Raw genomic sequence first — 11865 nt, 5'->3', positions numbered from 1 at the left:
CTCCCAATGGGAGAGGTAACTTGGAGCCTGCCGCTGACGCTTTCGATCAAATACGATTGCCCCGCCAAGTAGCGGAACGCCGGTCAGGCGGACCGGTCGTCTTCGTCGCGGCGGCGGGATTGTTCGCAATCCTCCGGCCCTTCGCCTTGATGGGAGCAGCCGCAATCGGCTCGTCCGCATTCCAGATCCCGGATCAGCCCGTCGTTCAGGCCATAGACCCAGCCGTGGATTGAAAGCTTCTTGCCGCGCTTCCAGGCGGACTGGATGATCGGCGTTCGTGACAGGCTGGCGACCTGAGCCTCGATGTTCAGTTCGCACAGGCGGTTGAGCCGGATGTCGGGATCGGTAATGCCTTCGAGTTCGCCGCTCCGGTCATCGGCCACGTCGCGGATCGGCTGCAGCCAGTGATCGATGATCCCGTGGCGGTGACCGTCGGTCGCCGCCCTGACGCCGCCGCAACCATAGTGGCCGCAGACAATGATGTGGCTCACACCGAGCGTTTCCACGGCGAATTCCAGCACCGACAGGAGATTGAGATCCGCGCGATGGACGAGATTGGCGACATTGCGGTGGACGAAGACCTCGCCCGGTTCCAGCCCGGTGATGACATTGGCCGGAACCCGGCTGTCGGAACAGCCGATCCAGAGGTATTCCGGTCGCTGCAAGGCCGACAGGCGCTTGAAATAGTCCGGATCCTCAAGGCGTTTACCGGTTGCCCAACGGCGATTGTGTTTAAGAAGATCGGTCAGCATTTTCCGGTTCCGGATAGGGTTCGCCGTGACGGGCCGCCATGCGGCGTCCGAGATTGATGAGATCCTCGGGCAACAACCGTGCCCGTGCCAGCGGCAGTATGATGGCGTTTTCGCAAGTCAGATGCCGCCGCTCGTTTTTCGAAAATCGCAGCAGGAGATTGCGGGTTTCCACGTCGCAGACCGGGAACGGTTCGTGTCCCCTGAAGGCTTCCAGAATGGATTCGGCGTCGAAGGCGTCCAGCGCATGGTCGTGACTTAGGTCGCCCAGAACGTCGCCGATGCGGTCTTCCGGTCTGGCCCGCCGTCGCAGGAGCGGAAACAGGTCCTCTTCCTCGTCACGGACGTGCAATCCGAAATCGCCACGCAGGAAGGCCGTGATCGCCGATACGATATCGGGATCGGGCGGAGCGTGTTCGGCCAGGTCATCGAGCAGGCTGCACAGGGTCCGCTGGCGGAAATGCTCCGCGAAGAAATAGTTGAGAGGCTCGGCAAACAGAGCCGGTGGTGGAGGATGGTTCAGAGCCTCCAGCGCCAGCCGTCTTTCTTCCTTCGACCGCTCCATCTCCTCCCCTCCCCTCCTATTGCACCAGGGGACCTTCCGTCTGTTCGAACGACACACCGGAAATCTTCGCGTTCGAAGCGAGGATGCCGATGTACTGGGACACGGCTCTGGACCAGCTTGCGGCTTCCAGCCAGGCCGCGATGCGCTCATGAACATGATCGAACGGCAGGTCCTTGCCGGGGATAGCCCGATCGAGCGCGATGACGTGAAATCCGAAACGGGTGGCAACCGGCGCTTTGGAGATTTCACCTTCCGCCAACTCCTCAAGTGCTGCTTCGAATTCCGCAACGGTTTCGCCGCGGCTCACCTGACCGAGACGCCCGCCTTCCCCGCTCGACATGCAGGCGGAATACTCCGCAGCCGCATTGGCAAAGCCGGACGGATCCGCGTTCAAGGCTTCGCACAGTTCCTGTGCGGTCCTTCGCGCCGCTTCCCGGGCGCTGCCATCGTCCTCATGGGCGGCCAGCAGAATGTGCCGGACTTCATAAAGCGGGGCGCTTCGGAACCTCTCGCGATTGTGCTCGTAGAAGCGCCGGCATTCTTCTTCGGACGCGGACGGCGCCTGGACTTCGCGTTCCATCAGCACGCGGATACGGGCGTCATCCTGAGTTTCCGCGCGGCCGTCTTCCTCCTCCAGGTCGACGTCGTCAATTCCCTGGCGCCGCGCCTCCTGAAGCAGAAGCTCGCGGATGGCCAGGGCGCGGGCGGCGGCTCGAACCGCCTCGCCGGGATTTTCGGCAGGATGGTTCTGCGCTTCTGCAAGAATATCCGCCTCCGGAATAACGACGCCGTTGACACTGACGTCCTCGAAAACCGGCCGGGCCTTCGGCGGGATCCGTGTATCCGGCTCGACGTAGCCGTCATAGCTTCTCTGCTGCCCACCCGATGTCTCCGGGTGGGGTTTCAGCGTCGGGTTCTGATAGATTGTTGCCATGATCCTACTCCGCAGGCATACGCACGGTGGACGGACGCGGTTCGCGGGCGCGGACCACCTGGTAACCCGGACGCCACAGATAGCGGACCGGCGCACTCAGCATGTGCACCAGTCGGGTGAAGGGGAACAGGAGCAGTATCGTCAGCCCCAGCACCAGATGCAGCTTGAAGATGATCGAGGCATCGGCAACGAAGGCGGACGCATTCGCCTTGAAGGTGAAGATTCCCTGGGCCCAGCTCATGAACTTCACCATCTCGTGGCCGTCCAGATGCTGCAACGACACCGGGATCGTCAGCAGGCCGAGCGCGAGCTGGATCCACAACAGGATGATGATCAGCGTGTCGGACGTGCTCGACGCCGCGCGCACACGCGGATCGTAGAGCCTGCGGTGGACCAGAAGCGTGGCGCCGACGATCGCCATGATGCCCGCGATGCCGCCGGCGACGATGGCGAGTATCTGTTTCGCCTCGTGGCTGATGCCGAGCGCGTCGAAGACGGCGATCGGCGTCAGCAGACCGACCAGATGACCGAAGAAGATCACCAGCACGCCCACGTGGAACAAAACCGAGCCCCAGACAAGCTGCTTGCGTCGAAGCAACTGGCTCGAGCCCGACCGCCAGGTGTAGGGCTCGCGGTCATAGCGGATGATCGTGCCCAGCGCGAGAACCACCAGCGCGATATAGGGATAGATCCCGAACAGGAATGTGTTGAGGTAAACGGACATGGTGTTTCCTCCTAAAGGGATGTCTGGACCGGGGGATCGGACGGTTTGCGGGCGGCCGCGCGGATTTGCCGTTGCAGACGGTCGGGTCCGCAGGCGTTTTCTCCGGCATTGCCGCCGAAGGTGACCGCCTCTTCTTCCCAGATCTCGTCGAGCGCTTTCAGATCATTGGGATCGTCCTCGCCAAGGCCGAGCAGGTCCCTGACCAGCGACCGGTCAGGCTTCCCCTCCGCCAGGGCCTCCAGAACGGTGAAGGCATTGCGGTAGATCGAAGCGCGCTTCTTCAGGCGGGTCTTCAGGACCGACAGGATGTGGGACGTCTGACCGAGAAACTCCCGCGCCTCGGCCTCGGGCCGCCGCGAGAGATATTCCAGGAACAGCGGCAGGTAGTCCGGCAGTTCCCGGGCATCGATCGCAAAGCCGTTTGCCTCGTAGGTCGCCATCAGGTCGACCATCGCCTGCCCCCGATCCCGGCTTTCGCCGTGCACATGCTCAAACAGATGCAGGGACAGGGAGCGGGTCCGGTCGAACAGGAACACGTAGCGCTCCTGGGCGTCATAGAGATCGAGGCCCGCGATGTCCTCGATCAGCGACCGCAGCAACCGCTCCTGGCGCTCGCTCAGGCAGGCTTCGTCGTGCAGGACCTGGGACAGGTCCTGCGCTGCGTCCTGAAGCTCCCGGGTCGGATAGCTCAGGAGCAGGGAGAGGATTTTCAGCGTCTTTTGCATCACACACGCTCCTTGAAGATATCCGTCGGGGTATGGACGGTCTTGGTCCGTTTGGCGCCGAACAGGTTCTGGTCCGACGAGCCGCTGGAACAGCCGTTGCCGAAGGAGAAGCCGCAGGAGCCGCGCACGTCGTAGGCATCCTCGCTGACTTCCCGGTGGGACGTCGGGATGACGAAACGGTCCTCGTAATTGGCGATCGCCATCACGTGGTACATGTCCTCGATCATCTGCCCGGTCATGCCGACCTTCTCGGCGACCGCCTCGTCGATGACGCCGTCCACGGTCTTGGCCCGCATGTAGCTCCGCATGGCGAGCATGCGTTCCAGGGCGTGGACGACCGGCTGTTCGTTGCCGGCCGTCAGCAGGTTGGCGAGGTAGCGAACCGGGATGCGCAGGGAGCGGACGTCGGGCATTCCGCCCTCCATGCCGATCTTTCCGGCTTCGGCTGCCGACTGGAGCGGCGAAAGCGGCGGGATGTACCAGACCATCGGCAGCGTCCGGTATTCCGGATGCAGCGGAAAGGCGACCTTCCACTCCATGGCCATCTTGTAGACCGGCGACGACTTCGCCGCTTCCAGCCAGGCTTCGGGAACGCCGTCCTTGCGCGCCTGCTCGATCACCTTCGGATCGTTCGGATCCAGGAAGATCTTGAGCTGCTCCTCATAGAGATCCTTCTCGTCATAGGCCGATGCAGCTTCCTCGATCCGGTCGGCGTCATAGAGAACGACGCCGAGATAGCGGATGCGGCCCACGCAGGTTTCCGAACATACGGTCGGCTGGCCGGCCTCGATGCGCGGATAGCAGAAGACGCATTTCTCCGACTTTCCGCTAGACCAGTTGTAATAGATCTTCTTGTACGGACAGCCGGAGACGCACATGCGCCAGCCGCGGCATTTTTCCTGGTCGATCAGGACAATGCCGTCGTCCTCGCGCTTGTAGATGGCCCCTGACGGACAGGAGGCGACACAGGTCGGGTTGAGGCAGTGCTCGCACAGCCTGGGCAGGTACATCATGAAGGTGTTTTCGAACTGGCCGTAGATTTCCTTCTCGACCCCTTCGAAGTTGACGTCCTTCGACCGCTTGGAGAATTCGCCGCCCAGGATTTCCTCCCAGTTCGGCCCCCATTCGATCTTTTCCATCCGTTCGCCGGAGATCACCGACCGCGGACGGGCGGTCGGCATGGTCTGGCTTTCCTTGGCCGTCTGCAGGTGGCCGTAGTCGAAATCGAACGGCTCGTAATAGTCGTCGATTTCCGGCAGGTCCGGGTTGGCGAAGATATTGGCCAGGATCCGCCACTTGGCGCCGGCCTTGGGCTGGATCTTGCCGTTCTTCTTGCGCACCCAGCCGCCGTTCCACTTCTTCTGGTTTTCCCATTCCTTGGGATAACCGATGCCGGGCTTGGTCTCGACGTTGTTGAACCAGGCGTATTCGACGCCCTCGCGGTTCGTCCAGACGTTCTTGCAGGTTACGGAGCAGGTGTGGCACCCGATGCATTTATCGAGGTTCAGCACCATGCCGATTTGCGCGCGGATCTTCATTCTGCCGCCTCCTTGGTCTGAGCGACCGGTTCCTGATACGGGCCTTCCATCCAGTCGACCTTTTCCAGCTTGCGCACGACCACGAATTCATCGCGGTTCGAGCCGACCGTGCCGTAATAGTTGAAGCCGTAGGACTGCTGGGCGTAGCCGCCGATCATGTGGGTCGGCTTGGTAATCGCCCGGGTCACGGAGTTATGAATGCCGCCGCGCTGGCCGGTGATCTGCGATCCCGGCGTGTTCACGATCTTCTCCTGCGCGTGATACATGAAGATCGTGCCTTCCTTCATGCGCTGGGAAACGACCGCCCGTGCGGTCAGGGCACCGTTGACGTTGTAGACTTCGACCCAGTCGTTATCGACCAGACCGGCGCGCGCAGCGTCGACCTCGGAGATCCAGACCACCGGGCCGCCCCTGTTCAGCGTCAGCATCAGCAGGTTGTCGGTGTAGGTGGAGTGGATGCCCCATTTCTGGTGCGGCGTGATGAAGTTCAGTATCACGTGCTTCTGGCCGTCGGATCTGGCCTCGATCGCCGGATTGACCGACTTGGTGTCGATCGGCGGCCGATAGACGCAGAAGGCCTCGCCGAACGCCCGCATCCAAAGGTGATCCTGATAGAGCTGCTGACGGCCGGTCAGCGTGCGCCACGGGATCAGTTCGTGGACGTTGGTGTAACAGGCATTGTAGCAGACCTTCTCCGATTCCAGTCCCGACCAGGTCGGCGAGGAGATGATCTTGCGCGGCTGGGAGACAATGTCGCGGAAGCGGATCTTCTCGTCTTCTTTGGGTATCGCGAGATGGGTGTGATCGCGCCCCGTGACATTGGACAAGGCCTGCCAGGCCTTGACCGCGACTTCGCCATTGGTCTCAGGGGCCAGGGACAGGATGACTTCCGTCGCGTCTATGTCGCTGTCGATCTTCGGACGGCCCTTGGTCGGGCCTTCCTCGGTGACGACACCGTTGAGCTTGCCGAGCAGCTCAACCTCGTGCTCGGTGTTCCACGAAATCCCCTTGCCGCCGTTGCCGAGCTTCTCGAGCAAGGGCCCAAGCGACGTGAACCGCTTGTAGAGGTTCGGGTAGTCGCGTTCCACGACCGCGACCGTCGGCATGGTCTTGCCGGGAAGCGGATCGGTCTCGCCCTTGTTCCATTCCTTCACGTCGAAAGGCTGGGCCAGTTCGCCGGCCGTGTCGTGAAGGATCGGCACCATGACCACATCCTTTTCCACGCCGAGAATTTCCGGGGCGACTTCGGAGAACTTCCGGGCGATGCCCTTGAAGATGTCCCAGTCGCTGCGGGCTTCCCAGGCCGGATCCGCCGCACTCGTCAGCGGATGGATGAAGGGATGCATGTCGGAGGTGTTGAGGTCGTTCTTCTCGTACCAGGTGGCCGTCGGCAGAACGATGTCGGAATAGACGCAGGTGGTCGACATGCGGAAGTCGAGCGTGACCAGCAGGTCCAGCTTTCCTTCCGGCGCCTTGTCGTGCCACTTCACTTCCTTCGACCGTTCGACGCCTTCCGCGCCGAGGTCCTTGCCGAGCACCCCGTGGGACGTGCCGAGCAGGTGCTTGAGGAAATACTCGTGCCCCTTGCCCGAGGACCCCAGAAGGTTGGAGCGCCAGACGAACATGTTGCGCGGCCAGTTGTGCTCGTCGTCCGGATCCTCACAGGACATCTGCAGGGTGCCGGCCTTGAGCGCATCGGCAACATAGTCCTTTGCGTCCACGCCTGCCTTTTCCGCGGCTTTTGCGACCTCCAGCGGATTGGTCTTGAGCTGGGGCGCCGAAGGCAGCCAGCCCATCCGTTCGGCGCGGATATTGTAGTCGATCAGCGCGCCGTCCCAGGAGCCTTCCGGAGCGGTCGGAGACAGGATCTCGTCCACCTTCAGGGTCTCGTAGCGCCACTGGTCGGTGTGGGCGTAGAAGAAGGAGGTGGAGTTCATGTGCCGCGGCGGACGGCCCCAGTCGAGGCTGAAGGCAAGCGGTAGCCAGCCGGTCTGCGGACGCAGCTTTTCCTGGCCCACATAGTGGCTCCAGCCACCGCCGGACTGGCCGATACAGCCGCACATGATCAGGAGATTCATGATCCCCCGGTAGTTCATGTCCATGTGGTACCAGTGGTTCAGGCCGGCACCGAGGATGACCATGGAACGGCCGTTGGTCTTTTCCGCATTGGAGGCGAACTCACGGGCGACCGTGATGATGTGGTCGCGTGGCACGCCGGTTATCTTTTCCGCCCACGCCGGGGTGTAGGGCAGATTGTCATCAAAGGAATCCGCCGCATTCGGGTCCTTGAACCCGCGTTCCAGACCATAGTTGGCGACGAACAGGTCGAAGACAGTGGCCACAAAGGCCTCGCCGTCCTTCATCTTGACCTTTTTCGCCGGAACGGAGCGGACGATCACGCTGTCATGATCCGTGCCTTCGAAGTAGTCGTGCTCGCGATTGCCGAAATAGGGGAAGGCGACGGGAACGACCTCGTCGTGATCCTCGTCGAGGACAAGGCTCATCTTCAGATCGACGTCCTTGCCCTTGCCGTCCTTGGCTTCCAGGTTCCACTTGCCCTGTTCGCCCCAGCGGAACCCGATCGAGCCTGCGGGTGCGACCACATCGCCGGTGGCGGAATCGACGGCGACCGTCTTCCAGTCCGGATTGTTCTTTTCACCCAGGGAACGGGCGAATTCCGACGCCCTGACCAGACGCTCGGGGACCAGATGACCGTCCTTGGCGACCAGCCGGACCAGCATGGGCATATCGGTGTAGCGCTTGCAGTAGTCCTCGAAATAATCCGCCTGGCGGTCGAGGTGGAACTCGCGCAGGATCACGTGGCCCAAGGCCATGGCGAGGGCCGCGTCGGTGCCTTGCTTCGGGTGCAGCCAGAGATCGGAGAACTTGGCGGCCTCCGAATAGTCCGGCGATACGACCACGGACTTCGTGCCCTTGTAGCGGACTTCCGTATAGAAATGCGCGTCGGGCGTGCGGGTCTGCGGCACGTTGGAGCCCCAGAGCATGAGGAAGCCGGAGTTGTACCAGTCGGCGGATTCCGGAACGTCGGTCTGTTCGCCCCAGGTCATGGGCGAGGCCGGCGGCAGATCGCAGTACCAGTCGTAGAACGACATGCTGGTGCCGCCGAGCAGCGACAGGTAACGGGAGCCGGCCGCATAGGAGACCATGGACATGGCCGGGATCGGCGAGAAGCCGATCACCCGGTCCGGGCCCCATTTCTTCGCCGTATAGGCGTTGGCGGCGGCGATGATCTCGTTGACCTCGTCCCAGGTCGCCCGGACGAAACCGCCGTGACCGCGTACCTTGATGTAGTCGGACCGCTTGGCCGGGTCCTCCTGGATCGCCGTCCAGGCGCCGATCGGCGTTTTCACCGCCCGCTCCTTGCGCCACAGCTTCAGGAGGCGGGAACGGATCAGCGGATATTTCACCCGGTTGGCCGAGTACATGTACCAAGAGTAGCTGGCACCGCGCGAACAGCCGCGCGGCTCATGGTTGGGCAGGTCCGGCCGCGTGCGCGGATAGTCGGTCTGCTGGGTTTCCCAGGTGACGATCCCACCCTTGACGTAGATCTTCCAGGAGCACGAGCCCGTGCAGTTCGCGCCGTGGGTGGAACGCACGATCTTGTCGTGCTGCCAGCGCTTGCGGTAGGCATCTTCCCAGGTTCTGCTCTCGTTGGTGGTGATGCCGTGCCCGCCGGAGAAGGTTTCCTTCTTCTCCGACAGGAAGTTCAGGCGATCGAGCAAATGTGACATGATGAGATTCTCCTCTCCTTTCCACACGCCGGTTCAGCAGGGAACAGGCGCGTTCTTTCGGGAGTAAAAGGCCCAGGTGATCACCACACAGAGCGCGTAAAACACGCCGAAGGTCCACAGGGCGGCTTCGGGACCACCGGTCATGGCGATCGAGGTGCCGTAGGATTTCGGGATAAAGAACGCGCCGTAGGCGGCGATCGCAGAGGTGAAGGCGATAATGGCCGCGCTCTCGCGTTCCGATTGCTTCAGCAGGCTTTCGCCTTCAAGCTGAGGCATCAGCCGCGGCACTTCCTGGCGCATGATCGAGGGGATCATCTGGAAGGTGGAGGCATTACCGACACCGGTCAGGAAGAACAGGGCCATGAAGCAGGAGAAGAAGCCCCAGAACGCGCCCGGCTGTTCCTTGATGCCGAGGAAGAAGAGCACGCCGCCGACGGCGATGATCATCCCCAGGAAGGTCCAGAAGGTCACCCGGCCGCCGCCGAACTTGTCGGAGATCCAGCCTGTCGCCGCCCGGCTCAGCGCGCCGACCAGGGGCCCAAGGAAAGCGTATTGCAGCACGTCCACATCCGGGAACTGGGTCTTCATCAGGAGCGGGAAGCCCGCGGAATAACCAATGAACGACCCGAAGGTGCCGGTGTAGAGGATGCACATGATCCAGTTGTGCTTGCGGGAAAAGATGATCGACTGTTCCTTGAAGCTCGCACGGGCATCGGCGATGTCATTCATGCCGAACCAGGCGGCAATCGTCGACAGCACGATAAACGGCACCCAGATGAAGCCGGCATTCTGCAGCCACAGCTGGCCGCCGTCGCTCAGGGTCTGGGGTTCGCCGCCAAAGGATCCGAAGACACCGGCGGTGATCACCAGCGGAACCACGAACTGCATGACCGACACGCCCGCATTGCCGAGGCCGGCGTTGAGAGCGAGCGCATTGCCCTTGGTCTTCTTCGGGTAGAAGTAGGCGATGTTCGCCATGGAGGAGGCGAAGTTACCGCCGCCGAAGCCGCACAGAAGCGCGAGGATCAGGAAGGTCATGTAGGAGGTGTTCGGATCCTGAACCGCAAAGCCGATGCCGATGGCCGGCAGGAGCAGCGATGCGGTGGAAATGGCGGTCCATTTCCGGCCGCCGAAGATCGGGATCATGAAGCTGTAGAAGATGCGCAAGGTGGCGCCGGACAGGCCGGGCAGCGCGGCCAGCCAGAATCGCTCGCCGACGGTGAAGTTGAAGCCGATGGCCGGCATCTTTGCCACCACGACCGACCACACCATCCAGACCGAGAAGGCCAGCAGGAGGCAGGGGATGGAAATCCAGAGGTTGCGGCTTGCGATTGCCCTGCCCCGGCTTTCCCAGAATTTTGGGTCTTCCGGGTGCCAGTCTATCAATACATGCCCTTTCTGGCCGGGCTGTGCTGTTGCGATTGCCATTGTTTTTTCCTTGAGTTGGAAACTTGGGCGGCAGGCCGCCCAAGGCGGCCTGCCGGGTCAGGTCATTGGGCTAAACTGGGGCGCTCGGCCGTGTTGACCTGACCAACAGTCTTTTGCGATTTGCCAATCGGCTGCTCGGGCACGTCGGAGAGGTATTTTTCCTCTGCCAGAGCGGGATGGCGCTGGCGTTCCATCCGGCGGATGGCGACATGCATCCAGATGGTCGAAATGGCGACCAGCACGAACATCAGCATGTAGGGAGCGGTCCAGACACCGGTGGCATCCAGCAGGATGCCGAAGGCGATCGGCAGGAAGAAACCGCCCAGGCCACCGATCATGCCCACGAGACCGCCGACAGCGCCGACGTGATGCGGATAGTAGACCGGGATGTGCTTGTAGACGGCGGCCTTGCCGAGGCTCATGACAAAGCCGAGCACCACCGTCAGGGCCACGAACAGGGTCACGCTGACGCCGAAGTCGAAGTTGATCGTGTCGGAAATGCCCTTAACCGTGTAGTGGGTCTGCGGATAACTCATGATGAACAGGCAGACGAGCGACACGATGAACGTCAGGTACATGACGAAGCGGGCTCCCCACTTGTCCGACATCCAGCCGCCCAGCGCGCGGAACACGGATCCCGGCAGGGAATAGAGCCCGGCGAAGACGCCGGCCGTCGTCAGTTCCAACCCGTAGGCGCCGACGTAGTAACGCGGCAGGAAGGAAGCCAACGCGACGAAAGCGCCAAAGACGAAAAAGTAGTAGGTGGCAAAGCGCCAGACCTGGATGTTTTTCAGCGGGGCAAGCTGTTCGGCTGCCGAAACGGCCCGGGCACCGGTCCTCTTGCGCGCGGCCTGAGCCGGATCGTCCTTGCTCAGCAGGTAGAACAGAACGGCGGTTGCCGCCAGGACGACGGCATAGACGCGGGCCGTGCCCTCCCAGCCGAGCGCAACCACCAGGAAAGGGGCGGCAAAGTTCGTGACGGCTGCGCCGACGTTACCGGCGCCGAAAATTCCAAGCGCAGTCCCTTGCCGTTCCTTTTCAAACCACTGGGACACATAAGCGACGCCGATGATGAAGGATCCGCCGGCAAGGCCGAGACCCAAAGCCGCCACCAGGAAGACTTCATAGGTGCGGACCGACGTCAGCAACCAGACGCACACGGCCGTTACAAGCATCTGCAGCGGGAACATGAGCCGGCCGCCGAACTGTTCGGTCCACACGCCGAGGAAGATACGGCTGACCGATCCGGTCAGGACAGGTGTGGCGACAAGCAGGCCGAACTGGGTATCGCTCAGGCCGAGCTCGCCTTTGATTTTCACACCGATGATGGAAAAGATCGTCCAAACTGCGAAGCACACCGTGAAGGCGAAGGTGCTCAGTCCGAGCGCCCTATATTGGTCCGGGCGCGTGACTCCTTCCAGCGAATGCATTTTTCTACCCCTTCGATTAG

General features: G+C 62.1%; 9 protein-coding genes. All 9 read right to left on the bottom strand.

Annotated elements, in window-relative coordinates; genetic code table 11:
* Positions 1-83: 83 nt before the first annotated feature.
* A complete protein-coding gene (can, locus tag ACN0SO_RS22235; protein WP_417681208.1) occupies positions 84-752 on the bottom strand; it encodes a carbonate dehydratase in 669 nt (222 codons plus the stop codon).
* Positions 733-1314: a hemerythrin domain-containing protein gene (locus tag ACN0SO_RS22230; protein ID WP_417681206.1), complete on the bottom strand. Its 582-nt coding sequence runs from the start codon at positions 1312-1314 to the stop codon at positions 733-735. Before ACN0SO_RS22230 ends, can begins: the two co-directional genes overlap by 20 nt.
* A 16-nt stretch (positions 1315-1330) precedes the next feature.
* Positions 1331-2248 (bottom strand): peptidylprolyl isomerase, encoded by a 918-nt coding sequence (locus ACN0SO_RS22225; RefSeq protein ID WP_417681204.1) that lies wholly within the window; start codon positions 2246-2248, stop codon positions 1331-1333.
* A 4-nt stretch (positions 2249-2252) separates the two neighbouring features.
* On the bottom strand, positions 2253-2972 hold the full coding sequence (gene narI / locus ACN0SO_RS22220) for a respiratory nitrate reductase subunit gamma (protein ID WP_417681202.1): 720 nt from the start codon (positions 2970-2972) through the stop codon (positions 2253-2255).
* Between the two features lie 11 nt (positions 2973-2983).
* The gene (narJ, locus tag ACN0SO_RS22215; protein ID WP_417681200.1) at positions 2984-3697 is read right to left on the bottom strand and encodes a nitrate reductase molybdenum cofactor assembly chaperone; all 714 of its coding nucleotides are present in this window, start codon (positions 3695-3697) and stop codon (positions 2984-2986) included.
* Positions 3697-5235, bottom strand: coding sequence for a nitrate reductase subunit beta (gene narH / locus ACN0SO_RS22210; protein WP_417681198.1), 1539 nt, complete (start codon positions 5233-5235; stop codon positions 3697-3699). The genes narJ and narH overlap by 1 nt, the downstream gene beginning before the upstream one ends.
* Complete coding sequence (locus ACN0SO_RS22205; RefSeq protein WP_417681197.1) at positions 5232-8987, bottom strand: nitrate reductase subunit alpha; 3756 nt, start codon at positions 8985-8987, stop codon at positions 5232-5234. Before ACN0SO_RS22205 ends, narH begins: the two co-directional genes overlap by 4 nt.
* Before the next feature lie 33 nt (positions 8988-9020).
* Complete coding sequence (locus tag ACN0SO_RS22200) at positions 9021-10415, bottom strand: NarK family nitrate/nitrite MFS transporter (protein ID WP_417681195.1); 1395 nt, start codon at positions 10413-10415, stop codon at positions 9021-9023.
* Between the two features lie 62 nt (positions 10416-10477).
* Positions 10478-11845 (bottom strand): MFS transporter, encoded by a 1368-nt coding sequence (locus tag ACN0SO_RS22195; protein WP_417681193.1) that lies wholly within the window; start codon positions 11843-11845, stop codon positions 10478-10480.
* Positions 11846-11865: the final 20 nt, after the last annotated feature.

The organism is Roseibium sp. (genome assembly GCF_048260565.1).
GTDB lineage: Bacteria > Pseudomonadota > Alphaproteobacteria > Rhizobiales > Stappiaceae > Roseibium.
This window is presented reverse-complemented; position numbering and strand designations above follow the sequence as displayed.

What these genes read in the sequence shown, in the direction of transcription:
- can (WP_417681208.1), bottom strand. Translation starts at nt 752, where the DNA reads ATGCTGACCGATCTTCTTAAACACAATCGCCGTTGGGCAACCGGTAAA.
- ACN0SO_RS22230 (WP_417681206.1), bottom strand. Translation starts at nt 1,314, where the DNA reads ATGGAGCGGTCGAAGGAAGAAAGACGGCTGGCGCTGGAGGCTCTGAAC.
- ACN0SO_RS22225 (WP_417681204.1), bottom strand. Translation starts at nt 2,248, where the DNA reads ATGGCAACAATCTATCAGAACCCGACGCTGAAACCCCACCCGGAGACA.
- narI (WP_417681202.1), bottom strand. Translation starts at nt 2,972, where the DNA reads ATGTCCGTTTACCTCAACACATTCCTGTTCGGGATCTATCCCTATATC.
- narJ (WP_417681200.1), bottom strand. Translation starts at nt 3,697, where the DNA reads ATGCAAAAGACGCTGAAAATCCTCTCCCTGCTCCTGAGCTATCCGACC.
- narH (WP_417681198.1), bottom strand. Translation starts at nt 5,235, where the DNA reads ATGAAGATCCGCGCGCAAATCGGCATGGTGCTGAACCTCGATAAATGC.
- ACN0SO_RS22205 (WP_417681197.1), bottom strand. Translation starts at nt 8,987, where the DNA reads ATGTCACATTTGCTCGATCGCCTGAACTTCCTGTCGGAGAAGAAGGAA.
- ACN0SO_RS22200 (WP_417681195.1), bottom strand. Translation starts at nt 10,415, where the DNA reads ATGGCAATCGCAACAGCACAGCCCGGCCAGAAAGGGCATGTATTGATA.
- ACN0SO_RS22195 (WP_417681193.1), bottom strand. Translation starts at nt 11,845, where the DNA reads ATGCATTCGCTGGAAGGAGTCACGCGCCCGGACCAATATAGGGCGCTC.